This window comes from Dyadobacter bucti, assembly GCF_005869225.1.
Lineage (GTDB): Bacteria > Bacteroidota > Bacteroidia > Cytophagales > Spirosomataceae > Dyadobacter > Dyadobacter bucti.
On the sequence record NZ_SWFP01000008.1, the window covers coordinates 372594 to 391049 of the forward strand.

17 protein-coding genes are annotated in these 18456 nt (G+C 45.5%); 12 read left to right on the forward strand and 5 right to left on the reverse strand.

Annotated features, from left to right (window positions below; translation table 11 throughout):
- The first annotated feature begins 58 nt into the window (after positions 1-58).
- The 4 genes from atpD (at position 59) to FBF61_RS25600 (ending at position 2632) form a co-directional block, all read left to right on the forward strand.
- Positions 59-1573 (forward strand): F0F1 ATP synthase subunit beta, encoded by a 1515-nt coding sequence (gene atpD / locus FBF61_RS25585; RefSeq protein ID WP_138482703.1) that lies wholly within the window; start codon positions 59-61, stop codon positions 1571-1573.
- Positions 1574-1586: 13 nt separating this feature from the next.
- The gene (gene atpC / locus FBF61_RS25590; RefSeq protein WP_138482705.1) at positions 1587-1829 is read left to right on the forward strand and encodes an ATP synthase F1 subunit epsilon; all 243 of its coding nucleotides are present in this window, start codon (positions 1587-1589) and stop codon (positions 1827-1829) included.
- Between the two features lie 181 nt (positions 1830-2010).
- Positions 2011-2241 (forward strand): DUF8507 family protein, encoded by a 231-nt coding sequence (locus FBF61_RS25595; protein ID WP_138482707.1) that lies wholly within the window; start codon positions 2011-2013, stop codon positions 2239-2241.
- Entirely contained in the window at positions 2210-2632 is a 423-nt protein-coding gene (locus tag FBF61_RS25600) for a putative toxin-antitoxin system toxin component, PIN family (protein ID WP_138482709.1), read from the forward strand. Before FBF61_RS25595 ends, FBF61_RS25600 begins: the two co-directional genes overlap by 32 nt.
- A 23-nt stretch (positions 2633-2655) precedes the next feature.
- On the opposite strand, the gene FBF61_RS25605 is transcribed toward FBF61_RS25600, so the two are convergent.
- From FBF61_RS25605 to FBF61_RS25620, 4 genes are all read right to left on the reverse strand, one after another.
- Positions 2656-3339: a pirin family protein gene (locus tag FBF61_RS25605; RefSeq protein WP_138482711.1), complete on the reverse strand. Its 684-nt coding sequence runs from the start codon at positions 3337-3339 to the stop codon at positions 2656-2658.
- Positions 3340-3402: 63 nt separating this feature from the next.
- The gene (locus tag FBF61_RS25610; protein WP_138482713.1) at positions 3403-4128 is read right to left on the reverse strand and encodes a dioxygenase family protein; all 726 of its coding nucleotides are present in this window, start codon (positions 4126-4128) and stop codon (positions 3403-3405) included.
- Between the two features lie 119 nt (positions 4129-4247).
- Positions 4248-4943 (reverse strand): LytR/AlgR family response regulator transcription factor, encoded by a 696-nt coding sequence (locus FBF61_RS25615; RefSeq protein ID WP_138482715.1) that lies wholly within the window; start codon positions 4941-4943, stop codon positions 4248-4250.
- Complete coding sequence (locus tag FBF61_RS25620; protein WP_138482717.1) at positions 4940-6037, reverse strand: sensor histidine kinase; 1098 nt, start codon at positions 6035-6037, stop codon at positions 4940-4942. The genes FBF61_RS25615 and FBF61_RS25620 overlap by 4 nt, the downstream gene beginning before the upstream one ends.
- A gap of 109 nt (positions 6038-6146) precedes the next feature.
- Between FBF61_RS25620 and FBF61_RS25625 the strand changes: the two genes are divergently transcribed.
- The 8 genes from FBF61_RS25625 (at position 6147) to FBF61_RS25660 (ending at position 16109) form a co-directional block, all read left to right on the forward strand.
- The gene (locus tag FBF61_RS25625) at positions 6147-7481 is read left to right on the forward strand and encodes an APC family permease (RefSeq protein ID WP_138482719.1); all 1335 of its coding nucleotides are present in this window, start codon (positions 6147-6149) and stop codon (positions 7479-7481) included.
- A 55-nt stretch (positions 7482-7536) separates the two neighbouring features.
- A complete protein-coding gene (locus FBF61_RS25630; RefSeq protein WP_229215216.1) occupies positions 7537-9978 on the forward strand; it encodes a TonB-dependent receptor plug domain-containing protein in 2442 nt (813 codons plus the stop codon).
- A gap of 153 nt (positions 9979-10131) precedes the next feature.
- Complete coding sequence (locus FBF61_RS25635; protein ID WP_138482721.1) at positions 10132-11877, forward strand: tetratricopeptide repeat protein; 1746 nt, start codon at positions 10132-10134, stop codon at positions 11875-11877.
- Positions 11867-12709, forward strand: coding sequence for a lipoprotein insertase outer membrane protein LolB1 (lolB1, locus tag FBF61_RS25640; protein WP_138482723.1), 843 nt, complete (start codon positions 11867-11869; stop codon positions 12707-12709). Before FBF61_RS25635 ends, lolB1 begins: the two co-directional genes overlap by 11 nt.
- 93 nt (positions 12710-12802) lie before the next feature.
- The gene (locus FBF61_RS25645; RefSeq protein ID WP_138482725.1) at positions 12803-14140 is read left to right on the forward strand and encodes a murein hydrolase activator EnvC family protein; all 1338 of its coding nucleotides are present in this window, start codon (positions 12803-12805) and stop codon (positions 14138-14140) included.
- A gap of 73 nt (positions 14141-14213) precedes the next feature.
- On the forward strand, positions 14214-15032 hold the full coding sequence (panB, locus tag FBF61_RS25650) for a 3-methyl-2-oxobutanoate hydroxymethyltransferase (RefSeq protein WP_138482728.1): 819 nt from the start codon (positions 14214-14216) through the stop codon (positions 15030-15032).
- Positions 15033-15059: 27 nt separating this feature from the next.
- Entirely contained in the window at positions 15060-15791 is a 732-nt protein-coding gene (locus tag FBF61_RS25655) for an RluA family pseudouridine synthase (RefSeq protein ID WP_138482730.1), read from the forward strand.
- A gap of 3 nt (positions 15792-15794) precedes the next feature.
- A complete protein-coding gene (locus FBF61_RS25660) occupies positions 15795-16109 on the forward strand; it encodes a DUF6787 family protein (protein WP_138482732.1) in 315 nt (104 codons plus the stop codon).
- On the opposite strand, the gene FBF61_RS25665 is transcribed toward FBF61_RS25660, so the two are convergent.
- The gene (locus FBF61_RS25665) at positions 16106-18424 is read right to left on the reverse strand and encodes a CehA/McbA family metallohydrolase (RefSeq protein WP_166444610.1); all 2319 of its coding nucleotides are present in this window, start codon (positions 18422-18424) and stop codon (positions 16106-16108) included. The genes FBF61_RS25660 and FBF61_RS25665 overlap by 4 nt on opposite strands.
- Between the last annotated feature and the right edge of the window lie 32 nt (positions 18425-18456).

Consider the following 18456-nt stretch of genomic DNA (forward strand, 5'->3'; position numbering starts at 1 on the left):
TTATCTCCTACTTTTGCGGTCTGAAAAAAACCTCATTGAAGATAATCAAAATTATATAATGGCAAACGCGACAAACATAGGAAAAATTACGCAGGTAATTGGTCCGGTTGTAGACGTATCATTTGAGGACAGCGGACGTATTCCTGCTATTCTTGATGCGTTAGAAGTCATCAAAGCAAATGGTCAGAGAGTAGTTCTCGAATGCCAGCAGCACCTCGGTGAAGACCGGGTCCGTACCATCGCTATGGATAGTACGGAAGGTATGCAGCGCGGTATGGCAGTAACTCCGCTGGGATCACCAATCAAAATGCCAATCGGAGAAGGCATCAAAGGACGTCTTTTCAATGTAATCGGCGAAGCAATTGATGGTCTGACACCACTTGATAACTCTAACGGTATTTCTATCCACCGTTCAGCTCCTAAATTCGAGGATCTGGCTACGTCAACCGAAATTCTTTTCACAGGTATTAAAGTAATCGACTTGCTTGCACCTTATGTAAAAGGAGGTAAAATCGGTTTGTTTGGAGGTGCCGGTGTAGGTAAAACTGTCTTGATCCAGGAATTGATCAACAACATCGCGAAAGCTTATGCAGGTCTTTCGGTATTTGCCGGTGTCGGCGAGCGTACCCGTGAAGGAAATGACCTGATGCGTGAAATGATCGAAGCCGGTATTATCAAATACGGTGACGAGTTCAAGCACAGCATGGAAGAAGGCGGATGGGATATCTCCAAAGTGGATTACAATACACTGAAAGATTCTCAGGCTACTTTCGTCTTCGGACAAATGAACGAACCTCCTGGCGCACGTGCACGTGTGGCGCTTTCAGGTCTTACTATGGCGGAATACTTCCGTGATGGTGACGGTGAAGGACAGGGTCGCGATATTCTTTTCTTTATTGACAATATCTTCCGCTTTACGCAAGCTGGTTCAGAAGTATCGGCCCTTTTGGGACGTATGCCTTCTGCCGTGGGTTACCAGCCAACGCTGGCTACTGAAATGGGCCAGATGCAGGAACGTATCACATCTACAAAACGCGGTTCTATCACATCTGTACAGGCGGTATACGTACCTGCGGATGACTTGACTGACCCTGCTCCGGCAACAACATTTGCCCACTTGGATGCTACTACGGTATTGAGCCGTAAAGTATCTGAAAAAGGTATCTATCCTGCGGTGGATCCACTGGATTCGGCTTCACGGATTTTGAATGCTGAGACACTGGGTGCTGAGCATTACGATTGCGCACAGCGTGTAAAAAATATTCTCCAGCGTTACAAAGAATTGCAGGATATCATCGCGATCCTTGGTATGGAAGAGCTTTCCGACGAAGACAAGCTGGTTGTAAGCCGCGCACGTCGTGTGGAACGTTTCTTGTCACAGCCTTTCTTCGTTGCTGAGCAGTTCACAGGTTTGAAAGGGACATTGGTTGATATTAACGATACCATCAAAGGTTTCAACCTGATCATGGACGGAGGTTATGACCACCTTCCTGAAATGGCGTTCAACTTGGTAGGTACAATTGAGGACGCTCAGGCAAAAGGTGAGAAAATGCTCGCAGAAGCCAGCAGATAACAGCGAATCAGATATGCACTTAGAAATAATTACTCCAGATAAAAAAGTGTTTGCCGGTGAAGCGAACGCCGTTACCCTGCCGGGAACGGAAGGGCAGTTTCAGGTTTTAAACCGTCACGCACCCCTGGTAAGCACACTGGGCAAAGGAGATGTGGTTGTAGACACAGGAGCCGCCAAACAGACTTATATTATTGATGGAGGTGTTGTAGAAGTGCTCAACAATAAAGTACTGGTGTTGGCCGAAGCCGTGTTGTAACCCGGACCCGGAATAACAAAAAAAGCAGAAGCTGTTTGCACAGCTTCTGCTTTTTTTGTTATTGTACCTGGGCTAAATAACTCTCCAACTGGATTACATCGGCCGGCAGAATATCCATCAGAGTTTGTTCAATGTATCTAATTTTCTTACATTAGACTTGCGCATTACCAAAAATTAAACTATGGCTATCATACAAAACAAGCCTATGAGTAACCTGCAGGCAGAATTACTCAAGCTATACGCGAATGATCTGGATGAAAATGAATTAAAGGAAATTAAAGCTATCCTGGGAAAACACTTTGCAGAAAAGGCGACCGATGCAATGGATAAAATATGGGAAGAAAAAAGCCTGAGCAAGCAGGATATGGTAAATTGGACTAATGAACACAACCGCTACAAGGGTCGTAATTGATACAAATATTATCATTGCCAGTATCGGAAGAAAATCTCCATTTCGCTGGATTTTTGATGCCATTATTGAGGGTGAACTGATATTATGTGTTTCTAACTCAATTTTGTTAGAATACCGGGAAGTACTTGAACTAAAAACCAATGTTGACGTAGCCGAAAACATTTTAAATTTCCTCACGGTCCATCCTTTCGTGGAAAAATACGAAACATATTTCGATATGGCTTTGATAACTAAAGACCCCGACGATAATAAGTTCTGTGACTGCGCTTTTGCGGCAGGTGCAATTTTGATTAGCAACGATGGGCATTTCAAAATTCTGCATGAACTTGGTTTTCCCAATATTTCCTTGATGTCTCTCGAAATGTTTACTGAGTTTTGCGGAAAAAGTTAACACTACTCGTTCTACCAACTCACCTATACCTCCACCAATAAAATAATCGCATCCTGAGAAAGCGCCTCAAATTCTATAACTTCTGCATTTCTTAGCGACAAACCATCCCGCCGTTCCATCAGCCGGTTCTTGACTTCAAAAGCCCCTTCAATAACATATACGAAAACGCCATTTCCCGGATGTGAAACGGAATAAACACCCTCTTCCCGGCCTCCATATTTACCTGTGTAAATATTTACCTCGTCCTTTCCGCCACTGAAAACCGGTTGAAGGATGTTTTTGTGTAAAAGATTAAATTCGCTCAGCTGTTTGCTATGCATTGAATGTTCCGTACTTAACCTGATTTGCAGATAGTTGATCGTTTCTTGCGGATAAGGATTTATCAACATATAGGTCTGATCCGGATTTGCAAGGAATCTTAGCGCTTCTCCCGAATTCACAAAGTCCGCTGAACCTTTCTCCACATGAACCTCAATACCTCCGACCAGAGGGATCAAAACTATCTCGCAAAATTCATGAACCTTGATTTCATGCTCGCGTTGTGCCAGCAATGTTTCGTCATTAACCGCCAGCAATTTCCCAAACGCCTCTCTGCCTTCAGCCCGATAACCGGGAAAGTTGAATGTTCGAAAACTGCGGAAACCATCGGTTTGAAACAGCCCTCTCCGACTTTCCAGAAAAATCTGCGCTTCGATTTGAACATCCATGATATGCTAATTATCCGCTATTGGTAATCGATAGTTTTTGTAATACAAAAAGCCGACAGCCCTCTACGCAGTTACCACAATAGTATGGTTCAATTCAAATCCCGCCGAAACGCTTCCGGTTATCGTCGACATCTCGGTACTCACGCCATCGCCAAAAACATTGTCGCGCGCATTGGTAGTGTCTGCCTGTCCGTGGGTCGCATAAACGCCTTGGGCATAGACTACTTTGGATACGTCCTCAGGAAAAGCGATTTGTGTAACCAGCAGCGATTTTCCACTCGCATTATAAACGTGAACATGAATATGCGGAGCCCTGCCGGAGTACCATCCCGGATATATGCTGGTAAAAGTTACAAGTCCGTTTGCATCGGTCGTCTGCCTGCCCCTCAGGAAGTGTACACTCTGATAGTTAGTAGACTGCATCCCCGTACCTCCATATTCTGAATAATTTCCTGCCGCATCGCAATGCCAGATATCCACGAACGCGCTGGCCAAAGCAGCACAGCTATTGTTTTTATTTTGGATAATAATCTTAACCGTCAGTTTATTTCCAGTTCTATCCGAAGTTATATCATTGGTAACAAGCCCGCTTGGCGATTTGGTAGGAAACGGCCCTTCGGTTTCTGACGCCGTGGCTGTGCATGTGCCATTGGTAGTGCCGGTTGTAGTGCCGGTTTCGGATGAGGTTCCGGTAGGATCTACCGAGCTGTCTGAGCAACTGATCAGTGGGGCGATGGCCGCAAAACCCAATACTGAAAATCCTCTCTTTAAAAATTCTTTACGTTCCATATTTGCAACAGTTCTGTGATTTCTAACCTATATCGTGGAAATCAACCTCCTTGTTGCGACGGCTACGGTATGTATCGGTCAATAACCCGATTGTCCCGGTGAATGGGTAAAAGCCGAACTCATCTTGCCTTCCATTTTTCTATAAAATTCAGATAACTATCGCTGATCGTCAGTTCCCGTCCTGTTAACAATTTTACTTTTCTGTTTTGTATCGATTGAACGGACGCATATGGGACAATGTAACTTCTGTGAATGCGGCTGAAACGGTATTCCGGTAAAATTTCAAGTATACCTTTTAAAGACATCAATGTAAGTACCGGGTGCTTAATGCTCAGTAAATGGATCTTGATGTAATCCTCCATACTTTCAATAAACTCTATATCATCCAAAACGACCTTAACCATTTTGTACTCCGATCTCACGATAATAGAGCCGGCGACTTCTGGTTGGCGGGATCTTTTGTACTGAAACAGCTCCAGTGCTTTGGCTATCGCCTTCTCAAAACGTTCCTTACTGATAGGTTTCAACAAATAATCCAGTGCTTCCAGCTCAAAACCCTGATGCGCGTATTTCTTATGTGCGGTGGTGAAAATGACCATCGGCTTTTTATCGAGCTGGGCTACCAGCGCCAGCCCCGAAAGGTCCGGCATGTTGATATCCACAAAAAGCAAATCGACTGTGTTGCTTTTCAGATAAGCTGCACCTTCAATCGCATCGTCAAAAGTCTTTACCAGATCGATTGCAGGACATTCTGAAATATATTTCTCCAATAAATCAAGCGCAAGCGGCTCATCGTCAATCGCAACACATTTCATTTTGAAAAAAGCTTTAAATGCACAACAAAGGTTTTTTCGTTATTCTCAATTTTGAATTCGTAGCGCCCGGCATATAAAAAATCCAGACGTTTCTTAGTATTGGCTATACCTACTCCACTCCCGTTTTCAATCGTACCCTGATCGATAATCATATTTTCACAAAAAAAAGAGATCATCTCAGCGGTACTTTCAATACAGATCCTGATCAGCGAATCCCGGTGATTGCTTACTCCGAATTTAAATGCATTTTCTACGAATGTCATCATGATCAAAGGCGCCACTGCAGTATCCGTATCAGCTATTTTCAATTCCACATCCACTTTTGTCTTCTCGTTTAACCTCAATCTTTGCAGGTCTATATAGTTTTTAAGACATGCGATCTCGTCTTCCAGAGGTACATAATTCTCTGTTGCCTCTTCTGTGATATACCGCATCATTTTGGATAATTTTAAAATACTTGGCGCGGTATTATCATGTTTGCTGACAGCCAGCGAATAAATATTGTTAAGCGTATTAAAAAGAAAATGAGGGTTGATCTGGGCTTTAAAAAAAGACAACTCGGCCTGCGCCTTGTCTGCCTCCGACAGTATGGCCTTTCGCTCAGACAAGCGCCACTGCTCAGAAATCCTGATTGCCATCGCAACAACCCAGATAATAACAAACAATACCAGGCTCACAAAATCCACAGGAGCAGTTTGCCGGCGTGGTCCTGGCCGGTGCGGTGGCGGCATTCTTTCAAAACTGTGATCCGGAGGGGAATGTAATCGCTGAGGGTGATCAAATTCCTGGTTTCGGAATTTTTTAAAAATAAGATTTTCGAAAGGCTGTGTAAAATAAAAGACCACAAAACCGTTCACAAAGATCCCGGCGTAAATCCAATGCCTTTGTTTTAGAAACAACCCAGGAATTAAAAAACGGAGGTTAAGATAAAACAGCGCGAAATAAATTAGAAAGAACAGCCAGAATGAACCCGAAGTGAGTACTGCTACCTGCCTGCCCTGTTCAGCCTCCCTGGACATGATCGTAAAAGGCAGGCTGATAAAAAGCAGCCACCCCAGCAGGTGAAGAATCCAGAAATTCTTGGTCTTAAACATTACGGTTGTTCATTGTTAATCTTCCCGGCTGCAAATCATTACGAATATAGGCAGTTACAAAAAGAAAAAGTTTTCATATTTTCGGAAAAGCACATTTTTCACTCCATCTATGCAGCAACCCTCTGCCAGGAACGAACTCTTCAAAATACTGGGCGTCGGTTTCGGGATCGCGGTCACCGTTGGCGGCACGATTGGTACTGGTATTCTACGAAAACCGGGGCCTATTGCCGCGCAGCTCGGAGACCCATGGCTTATTATGACATTGTGGGTGGCAGTAAGCCTCTATGCTTTTTTAGGGACTTTATGTACCATCGAACTCGGCACATCGGTGCCCAGGGCGGGCGCGTGGTATGTGTATGCGCAACGGGCATTTGGAAATTACGCCGGTTTTGTTGTCGGTATAAACAGCTGGCTGGGGACATGCTCGGCTTTGGGATTCGGTGTGTATACCATGAGCGAATACCTCGCGCTTTTGATCCCTTCGCTGGTAGGTTACGAACCCTATACAGCGGCAGCCATCCTTTTGGTTCTGACCGGCATACACTGGGTCGGACTGGCGCTGGCGAGTAGTTTTCAGAATGTAATGAGCGTACTCAAAGGTATCGGGCTGTTCCTGTTCGTGGCGGTATGTTATATGTATGGCGATGAAATTTCTACCGAACAAACCCGGCTCACCACCAGCCGCATCATACAAACCGGCAGCTGGATAGCTCCTGTCATCTTTTCATTGCAGGCTATTTTTTATACCTACGACGGCTGGCATACCGCTGCCTATTTCTCGGAGGAAGATAAGGACCCTTCCAAAAACCTTCCTAAATCCATGATCGGGGGTGTTTTGCTCATCATTGCCATTTATCTGCTGTGTAACCTGGCGATTCTCCACATTTTGCCCATGAGTGAATTGTCTGAATCCAAGCTAGCCGCCGCAGATGCAATCACACTGATTTTCGGAGAAGGTTCAGGAAAAATTGTAACCTTATTTCTGATGATCTCTATTCTGGGGATTGTGAATGCACAGCTGCTTTTTAATCCCCGTGTTTTGTATTCCATGAGCCGCGACGGGCTTTTTTTCAGAGGCGGGACAAAGGTCAATAAAGGAGGGACACCTTCTTTCGCCATGCTGGTAACATCCGGCGTAGCCATTACCCTCATCCTGATCGGAAAAGAGGCCTGTGAAAAACTTTCCGATATCGCTACATTCTTTTTTGTGCTGGGCTACACTTCCGGCTTCGCGTCCCTGCTGGCACTCCGGAAAAAAGAGCCGCTTCTCCCCCGCCCCTGGAAAGTTCCGGCCTATCCTTTTTTGCCGATTTTAATGCTGATCTGCTCACTGGCTTTTCTGGTGAGCGCGGTGGTGCAGGACCTGGGGAGCAGTCAGTATTCATTGCTTTTTCTGGTGATCAGCTACCCGCTTTACTTGCTGGTAAGCCGTCTGAACAGATAAAATAATACTATTCTTTTTCAGTAAAATAATAAATTGCGCGGGACCAACGTAGACCATGATGATCTCTTATGCCACTCTGTTCAGGAAAATCCCTTTGATCCCAACTGTTCTGGTACTTCTGCTGGCTGCATTTCAGTGGGCTGATGATGATTTTACGGGACAAATCGCCGCCAGATTACAAAAATACAGACAGGCGTTTCCACAGGAAAAAGCCTACCTGCACCTGGACAAGCCGTATTACGTCGTCGGAGATACGCTATGGTTTGCGGGTTATCTGACAGAAGCTTCTCTCCACCAGGCCGATAGTGCCAGTAATCTGCTATATGTGGGTCTTATCGACCAGCGCACAGGAAAAAACGTGGCGTTGCGCCGGGTACAGCTTAGCGGGGGAATTGGGCACGGTGATATTGCACTCGCGGATTCTATCGCGCCAGGGCCATACACTATACGGGCGTACACCAACTGGATGCGCAATTTTTCAGAGGATTTCATTTTCAAAAAAGATATTTATCTTTTTGATGAAACGGGAACCCCCGCCTCCTCCGCATCATCAAAAACAGACCTTCAGTTTTTCGCCGAAGGAGGGCATCTTGTCGCAGGTATTAACACACGTATCGCATTCAAGGCAATAGACGGCGACGGGCTTGGAACGGATGCGGAAGGTTTCATCCTCGATCAGCAAAAGGATACCGTTGCAACTTTTAAAAGCCAGCACCTTGGTATGGGCAGGTTTCAGTTTGAACCCGCTCCCGGAAAAATTTATACTGCATTTCTCCGGAATAAAAATGGCGGCACCACTCGTTTTGACTTCCCGAAAGTAGAAGAATCAGGTTTTACAATGATGGTCGACAACCTTTCCAATCCTCTAAAAATGAAGATACTGGCCTATTGCAAGCTTCCTGGATCAAAAGAAAATCCGGTGCATGTCGTAGGTCATTCCAGAGGAATTGTGGCGTTTGTGGCGAAGGGTAAAATCTCTGACAAAGGTCTCGTAATGAGTATCCCCACCACCGATCTGCCTGACGGAATTACGCACCTGACACTTTTTAACGAACAGAACAAACCGGTTTCCGAAAGGCTGGTTTTCACAGACCATAGCCGAAGGCTGCGGGTGAGCCTTAATCCGACCAGAAAAACATACAAACCGAGGGAAAAAACCGAAGTAGAACTCACTGTGAGCGATTCGGCCGGTAACCCCGTGGAAACGAGCATTTCGGTTTCGGTTACAGATGCCAGCCAGATCGAGCAGCAACCAAACGATCAGAATTTAGTCTCTTACCTTAATTTATCGTCTGATTTAAAAGGTCACATAGAGCAGCCCGGATATTACTTTGATGCTGAAAAATCCGAACGGAAAATTTATGCAGATTACCTGATGATGACCCAGGGTTGGACAAGATTTCACTGGGACGATGTTTTTCGGGATTCGCTCCCCGAACCGCGTTACTTCGTAGAGCAAGGTATTTCTCTGGAAGGAGAAGCAAAGCGGTCGGGCAGAAAACTTTCCGACAAAACCATGCTCTCTGTTTACCTGAGTAGTGACAGTATTAACAGTTTTATGACCGCAGAAACAAATCAATCGGGGCGGTTCGCTATACATAACCTGGTCTTTTCTGACTCCCTTAATCTTCGGATTCAGGGTATGAACAAAAAGGGAAATCAGAATCTGTCTTTCACATTAAGTTTGTTCCAGCCTTTTTCAACCACCATGCAGAAGGTGCCGTTTTACCCGGTTACCGTAAATTCAATTCAGTTGAGCGAATATTTAAAAAGGGCGGCACAGGATCAGGAAATTGCAAGAAAAATACGGGAAAGCCGGGAAAGACTCTTACAGGAAGTAACCATCAAAGGCAAAAAAGAAACGCAACGGGACACCCGAAAGCTCTATAACAATGCCGATGCAAGTTTAAAAATCACACCGCAGATGGCTTCGTCAGCTATGTCTGTTCTGGATATGCTGGCTGGCAGAGTAGCTGGTGTTCAGGTGGTTGGCTCAGGCATGAATGCTTCTGTTTTCATTCGGGGAAACCGGGGCGAGCCTCAATTTGTCCTCGACGGTATGCCCGTTGATAAAGACCTGGTTACGAACCTGAATGTACAGGATATTGAGTCTATCGATGTATTGAAAGGGGCGTCCGCAGCGATATTCGGAAGCAGAGGCGGTAATGGCGTTATTTCCATCCTGACCAAAAGAGGCAATGAAAATTACGACTACTCACAGGAAATTGTACCTGGCGTTCTGATCTCTAAAATAGCGGGCTTTGATGTTCCAAGAGATTTTTATATGCCTGATTATCAAGTGAAAAAGCCACAAGACAACCGGCCAGATTACCGGTCGACGATATACTGGGCTCCCATGTTGAAAACAGGCAAAGACGGAAAAGTGAAGTTTCAGTATTTTAATACCGATGCGGCCACCCGTGTCGACATCCGGGCCGATGTGTTAAGCCCAGCCGGAATTCCGGGTTTTGCCAAATCGGGTTATACCGTTGAATAACTGATTTTCAGACAAGAATCCGCGGTTTTGGTCGTTAGTATTCTTGTTTGGATCGCTCTATGCGCAAATCATACAGACAAAAATTGATAACTTTGCTGTTTAATAAAGAAAATACGGCATTATATCTCACGACCTGATGGCACTCTATAAAATATGAGGACGGAATACTTAAAACTGGGCCTTCTTCTTTGTTTGCTGGCAACGATATGTGTGCAGCCGGCACAAGCGCAGCGTCGTAATAAAGATCGTGAGAAAGGGCCGGAGAAAACAGAAGCCACCAGCGTTCGACTGGAAGAAGAATCTCTTGCCACGGAAGGCATGAAGTTCATGATGAAAGACGAGCCTGCACGTGCGCTTCCCGTCTTCGAAAAATTAGTCCAGGCTAAAAGCCAGGATGGCGCAAGCCACTATTTGCTTGCCTCTGCCCTGCTCAAACTCGAACGTTTTGACGACGCCCTCGTTTCGTCAAAAAAAGCCTACGAACTCAATAAGGAAAACATATTTTTTGCGCAGCAGCTTGCAGAGCTATACGCAAAAAAAAGAAAGTACGCAGAAGCGGCTGAAATTTATGAAACGCTTTTGACCAAAAGCCCCGAGAATATTCAGTATGGAATTGAGTTGGCCGCAGTGTATGTGTTTAATGATCAGTTCGATAAGGCGATCAATACCTACAATGTTCTTGAAAAAACACTTGGGGTAACTGAAGAAATCACGCACCAGAAACAGCAGCTATATCTGAGACAAAATAATCTGGAGAAAGCACTTAGTGAAGCAAAAAAACTGATTGCATCCGAACCAGGCGAAGTGAGCTACCGGGTGGAACTGGCTGAAATGCTGATTGCGAATGACCGGATTGTGGAGGCTGTCAGCCCATTGGAAGATGCTCTTAAAATCAATCCTGATGAAGCCCAGGCACACGTATTGCTCGCCGACATTTACCGGAGAAACGGAGATGTTCAAAAATGCAACCAGGAATTAAAGCTCGTCTTTGCTAACCCCAATCTTGACGCGGATCCTAAAATCCGGGTATTAACCGGCTACCTCACGATGCTCAAGACCGAAGCAGAACTCGGGGACGCATTGGTTCTGGCCAAACAACTTTCTGATACTCACCCCAATGAGCCGCGCGTCAATGTGATTTATGCGGAATTGCTCATGCGGCAGAATAAAAAAGCCGAAGCCAGGGAAATGTTTATGAAAGCAGCGTTGGCAGATGGTTCCGTTTTTCAGGTTTGGGGAGCTATATTACAATTGGACAATGACCTCAACCAGCCGGACAGTCTGCTCGTCCACTCAGAAAAAGCGCTTGAATTGTTCCCGAACCAGGGTATGTTCTGGTATTCCAATGGAATTGCCAACCTGGTAAAGAAAAATTTCAAAGAGGCGATCTCGTCTCTTGAAGAAAGTCTGAAGCTGATGGATAAACCGGATATGATCCCATACATCAATGCCCAACTCGGTGATGCTTACAACGGTCTAGGTGAACATGCCAAATCAGATGCGGCATACGAGCTGGCCCTGCAGGGTAACCCGGATAATGATCATGTTTTGAACAATTATAGTTATTTCCTTTCCCTTCGTAAGGAAAAGCTGGACCTGGCGCTCAAAATGTCTGAAAAACTGGTAAATACCCACAAGGACAATCCTACCTACCTGGACACATACGCCTGGGTGTTATACATCCGGAAAGATTACAAAAAAGCCAAGGAGTATCTTGAAAAAGCCATGTTGGACAGCAGTGGTGTCAGTGGCACGATTGTTGAACATTATGGTGATGTGCTGTTCAAACTAGGTGAGCGGGACAATGCAGTGGCCCAGTGGAAAAAAGCCAAAAGAATGGGGGAAACCACTGAACTTCTTGATAAAAAAATAGCAACAGGCGCATTACATGAGCAATAAAATTACGGCGTGGTTGGTGGCCATGAGCTTTTTCTGGCTTACTGCCTGTCATAAACAGCGTGCAGCCAAGAACACAGATATTAAGTCCAGCGCAGATTCAGTTTTGGTCGACTCCTCTCCTGCTGCCTCAGATTCTTCGATAACAAAAGAAGCCGAAACAGTCGCACCTGTAAAGATCCAGGAAATTGCTTTCGATTACCTCGTCGCCAAATCAAAGTTCTCCTTTCAGAGTAAAACACAGGATTTTGACAATACGAATGTCAACATCCGGATGAAAAAAGATAGCCTGATATGGATTTCCGTGACCGGGATCGGCTTTGAAGTAGCAAGAGGATTGATCACCAAAGACTCTATCGTCTTTCTGGATAAGTTTCATAAGGAATATTTTGCATTCAATTATGAGCAGCTCAGCAAGAAATACAATTTCGACCTGAATTTTGCCCTTTTGCAGTCCATTATCATCGGTAACCTCCCCTTCCCACAAGAACCCGACGCGGAATTTACCAAAGAAGAAAACTTTTATGTACTTCGTCAAGCTCCGGAGCGACTGACAGTTGATAATTATATCGCCGGCGATAATTTGAAATTGACCCGCCTCAAGGCAACGGAAGTTCCCACCGAAAATACCTTTACTCTTGACTACGAAGATTTTAAGAACGTAAAAGACGTACTGTTTCCTTTCACAAGCCTGATTCGTTTAAGCATAAAGTCGGCAAAAGATCAGCAAGTCAGCCAAACCACCATGCGTATCAAACATAGCAAGGTCGATCTGGTGGATCAAAACCCGGGATTTCCATTTAATGTCCCGTCTTCCTACACGCGAAAGAGGTAAAATATACATTGCCGCCCATATCATAGGGCCAAAAACATGAAGTCTGCTTAACTTTGCCTGCCGTTATGGTTATTGGCCGCAAGAAAAACTAATATGCCCTTTCAAAATCCGTCTTTTTTCCGTGTATTCTTATTGTTGACTTTCCTGTTTTTGGTGGGAACAAGTGCATTTGCGCAAAAAACACGGGAACAGCTGGAGCGTGAAAAAAGTGAGAACCAGGGCAAAATCAGGGAGATTCAAAATATATTAAAACAAACATCTTCACAAAAAAACGTCAACCTAGGTCAGTTAAAGGCTTTAAATCAACAGATTAACACCTATAAGAAACAAATCGACCTGTTATCCGACGACCTGGAATTGCTGGATCGTGAATTAAAAGTGCTTGAAAAAAAGCGGCAGGAACTCGACAACAGCCTGGCCAAACTGAAGGAAGAATACGGACATATGATCTACGAGGCTTCCAAACGGAATGTTTATTTCAATCAATTGGTTTTTCTGTTTTCATCGGGCACTTTTAATCAGTTTGTATTACGATATAAATATCTCAAACAATACACCGACGCCAGAAAAGGCCAGGTGAAGGAGATGGAAGTTCTGCAGGAAAAACTGATCGCGGAACGTCGGCGTATTACTTCCAAGCAAAACCAGCAGAAAACAGTACTGGACACACGTATCACAGAAAACACAAAGCTGGAGGGTCTGAAAGTCAAGCAGAACGAAGTGATCCAGGAGCTATCCCAGAAGGAAGTAGAACTGAGAAAACAGATAGCGGAAAATAAACGGGCGACTGATTTACTGGAAGCCAATATCCGCCGGATTGCCGAAAGAGAAAGACGCGAAAGGATAGAGCGGGAAAGAAAAGAACGCGAGGAACGTGAGGCTCGCCGCCGCGCCGAGAGAGAAAGGATAGCAAGGGAAAATGCGGAACGCGAGAAAAAAGGCGAAGCAGCAGTGGTGGAAGTACCCAAAGAGGAAGAGCCAGTTGTGTCCAGTGGGATGAGCGAAGAAGAAACGACCCTGGCTTCCTCGTTCACAGCCTCCCAGTCACGGTTGCCGTGGCCGGTTAAAGGCTTCGTTTCGGGACATTTTGGCCAGCGGCCACATGCCGTTTTAAAGGGTGTGATGATTGATAATCTTGGTGTTGATATCCAGACCACGGCCGGAGAACCTGTACGTTCTGTTTACGACGGAATTGTACTCGATGTAACAGAAATGCCGGGCATGGGCAATGTAGTAGCGATTCAGCACGGAAATTACATGACCATTTATGCAAAAATGAATGGTGTGACCGTCAGGGCCGGGCAAAAAGTGAAGGCAAGGGAGAATATCGGAAGAGTTGCCACAGACAGTGACGGAACATCAGAACTGCAGTTCCAGATCTGGAAAAATACATCCCGGCTCAATCCGGAAAACTGGCTGATTAGCAGGTAGGGACATTTTTTGATCCCCTAGCCGCCCGACTATTCTAAAAAAAGTAACAGTACCCGAAAACCACCAAGAATATATGTCTATCCATACCCCAGATATTAAACGCGTAACGACTCACATTATCCAGGAAATGAAGACCCGAGGCGAGAAAATTTCTTGTCTTACCGCCTATGACTATTCGATGGCTGGCATTGTGGATGCTGCAGGTGTAGAGCTTATACTGGTGGGGGATTCGGCTTCGAATGTGATGGCGGGCCACGAAACTACTTTGCCGATTACTATTGATCAAATGATATATCACGCCACTTCTGTGGTAAGGGCCGTGAAACGGGCGCTGGTGGTTGTTGATCTTCCTTTTGGGTCATATCAGGGTAATTCCAGAGAAGCACTCAGTTCTGCGATCCGTATTATGAAAGAGTCGGGCGCACATGCCGTAAAATTGGAAGGCGGGCTGGAAATCAAAGATTCTATTACGCGGATTTTGAGCGCCGGCGTTCCTGTTATGGGGCATCTGGGACTTACACCGCAGTCAATATACAAATTTGGAACCTATACGGTCCGGGCCAAAGAGGATGTAGAAGCGCAAAAGTTAATGGACGATGCGAAAATGCTGGAAGAAGTCGGCTGCTTTTCGGTGGTTTTGGAAAAAATACCTTCATCTCTTACCAAAAAAGTTTCAGAAAGTATCAGCATTCCTACAGTTGGAATAGGTGCCGGGCCCCACGCTGATGGCCAGATCTTGGTGCTTCATGATTTGCTAGGCATAAATAAAGCATTTAAACCCAGATTTTTACGCCGGTATGCAGATCTCAATGGTGTCATGACAGACGCTATTTCCAATTATATTAAAGATGTAAAAGGCAAGTCATTTCCCAACGAAAAGGAATCATACTAACCTTTTTAAAAGTAAAGACCTATTTATATGGCTAGAAAATATTTCCAAGTAATATACGAAGACAATCATCTGGTCATTGTCAATAAAGAACCAGGCATACTGGTGCAGGGTGACGCAACCGGTGACAAGTGTCTCCTGGATATGGTGAAAGACTATATCAAAGAAACCTATCAGAAACCGGGAGCCGTTTTTTTGGGTACTGTGCATCGTTTGGACAGGCCTGTAAGCGGACTGGTCGTTTTCGCCCGCACTTCCAAAGCTTTGGAACGGATGAATGAAATCTTCCGCAAACGCGACGTCCAGAAAACATACTGGGCGGTTGTGAAAAACAGGCCTGCCGAGAAAAAAGGCAAGCTTGTACACTGGCTTTCCAAAGACGAAAAACGTAATGTAACAACTGCGTATGACTATGAGGCCCCCAATACACAGCGGGCTGAGCTGTCATATCGCTGGCTTGGAGAACTTAATAAGTTCAATTTACTGGAGGTTACGCCCGTAACCGGTCGTCCGCATCAGATCCGTGTGCAGCTGGCTTCCATGAACTGCCCGATACGCGGAGACGTCAAATACGGTTATCCGAAAGGAAACCCAGACGGAAGTATCAACCTTCATGCACGCCGTCTGTTCTTTGAACATCCTGTAAAAAAGGAGCCCATCATTTGCAAGGCAGGGCTACCAAATGACCCTTTCTGGGAAGAATTCCTCTCGCTGGATACAGAAGAAATCAAGCCCGAACATCTGGATTTCCTCTACGAATAAGCAATGATCGAAAAACTGAAACAGCGCTGGAAGGTCAGAAATGGGTGGGATGTGCTCATCATCCTCGCTGTTTTCGCGTGTACAGGTTTTTCTGTTTTGTATGTAAAACGTGCTTTGTTCGATCTCGCAGGCCTGACGGAGCAATCCCCAGGCTGGCTACGCTGGACTGTCAATATCCTCATCATTCTCCCTTTGTATCAGGTTATCCTGCTTGCCTGGGGCTGGGTATGGGGCAAATTTTCTTTTTTCTGGGAATTTGAGAAAAGGATGTTCAGCAGGATAGGAGGGATCTTTAAAAAGAAAAAGCGTGAAGTCTAATTTTCCAGCAGTTTTCTGTACACTTTCCTCGCATTGTCGTACGCGGTTTCAGCTGCTTTCTTTTCCGCGGCCCTGATATTCGGCTCCTTCATTTTCCAGCATTGATCCAGCGTCGCCAGGCACCATTCCACGCTTTTTTTCTCATCAATGGCTTTATTATCAACTTTTATAAAAACCGGATTGGTGTGTGAGCTTGCATAAATACGAAGCGCCATCCAACCAGATTTCACAACCGGGAAAGAAAACTTCACGTCGCTGATCTGCCCGTCGGCCGTGACAATGGCAGTATCCACAGCTGCTCCATTTACAATCAGTTCCACCCCAATATTCCTTGTTTTCCCAATTCTTGCACGTTCGATATCCCAGTATGGTTTCTCCGTCAGTGGCAATTTGGCCGTCGTTTCGCCAAGCTCATCCTGCTCAGCAGGCAGATATGCAGCTACTTTTGCGGTTACAGAAACTGTTTGTTTACCTGAAAGTGACAATTCACTATCATCCACGCCAGCCTCCTGTCCATTTACTTTGAAATCCATGATATGTGATTTCCCGTCTGAAACATAACTTCTGCCTTTTTGTAATGCCTCCACATACCGGTCATAGTTCAACGGTCCGTCGGATTTAAAATAACTTCTTGCCTGACCCACCCGGGCATCGGTAATGCATGGAAAATCTGTTTCACCGCTTAATTTCGTTTTAAATCCACAATTCAATGTGTGGTAATACATATTGAGTTCCCAGGGAGCCGGTGTATCGCCTGCGCTGTAAAAATCCACGAGGTTTTGGGTAACCGTCACAATGAATTCATTGGCCCCGATACCGTCCATTTTCGGCACAACGTAATTGGGGAGCTTGCTGGTAGGCTGCGCAGGTTCCAGCCCCCAGCCGGAATGCGCATATCCGACAACACCGCCCTGGGATTTCGCCCAGAACAAAACCGGGGCTGTCCAGCTTGGCCAATCCTCAATTTGGGTTGTCCCGGGATAATCATCCTCTTTAATCCGCAGAAGCACGATATGTCCGGAATGTGAGGAAGGAAAACCAGAAACTTCCACATCATTACGCATGATATTTTTTCGGTCGGACAGCGGATCGTCCTTTCCGGTAAAAAACGTTTTTTGATGATACCAGCTTGGTCCCCAGGCAAGGTTTGCGGCGATATTCAGGTCTTCTCCCAGTGCCTGCCGCCATATATCTTTCGGATTTACACCCTCCGTGGGGCTATCGTAGTGGCTGCATCCTGCTGCATGTACATGGTGGTCAGCACTGTACCACCCCAGCTTTGTCATTTGAATCCATCTTTTTAGCTGCAGCGAAATATCGAATGCATTGACATTCTCCGGAATTGTCACTTCACGGGTTTGCCTGACATATTCCGGGCCACGGCCGAAAGTAATTATATATTTTCCTGACGGCAACTGCACATGCTCACCATCGTTACGGTATATCTGAGGCTGAAAGAAAAAATCGGGGTACTCGTCAAAGGCAGCGACGCGGCGGGATGGAAGCGGATAAATCCCGGTGAACTTTCCGGAGACATGCTCCTGGCCGTCGGTAATAAGCAAAGAAGCCATAGCAGATGAACCATCATCGTCTTTGATACGCAATGTGACCTTTACAGAAGGTTTTATATTAAAAAGAATATGTGTGGAATTCCTGAAACCAATATCCTGAGAACCTTGCCCGACATTGTAACCAATCTCAGCCTCACGCTGACCAGAATCTTTACAATATACCTGAACTACTGCATATTCCAGTTTCAGGCCGGTCAGGCTAGGCTGTAAAGGCCTGCCCGTATACATTTGAATCTCAAGAAACCGGTTCGCGACCTGGCCAGGAGAAAGTTCATGTTCCTTTTTTACCTTGGATTCAAACGAAGGAGAGTGAAAGGGTTTGAGAGCATTTGGACTTTCCACCTGTAACTTCGCAGTAATGCCAGCCTCATTATTGACCTTGACCAGAAAACTGGTCCAGCCGCCTTGCACCAGCAGCGCTTTTGCCTGCCCGCGCTCCACCTTAACCCTGCCTTCGGGATTGATACCGACGATATTAAGACAATAAGGATCCAGAATTTCCTGGATTTCCGATACTGTTTTTTGATCAAACGGCTTGTTGCTCAATACTTTGATTTTATCCAGATCCACAGCCGACAATGAATTTCCCGAAAAAGACAATGCTTCCTGAAGACGCATCGCCTGAGCCAGCAAAGGTTGCGGCTCGACACCCGTGAGTGTATGCTGTGCAGGATGATGCTCGTGTTGCGCCAGCAAGAACAGAGGTAATAACAACTGGGTCAAAAACAGGACAGATTTTTTCATAGCTGTTTAATCATCGTTACCACAAAAAAGGT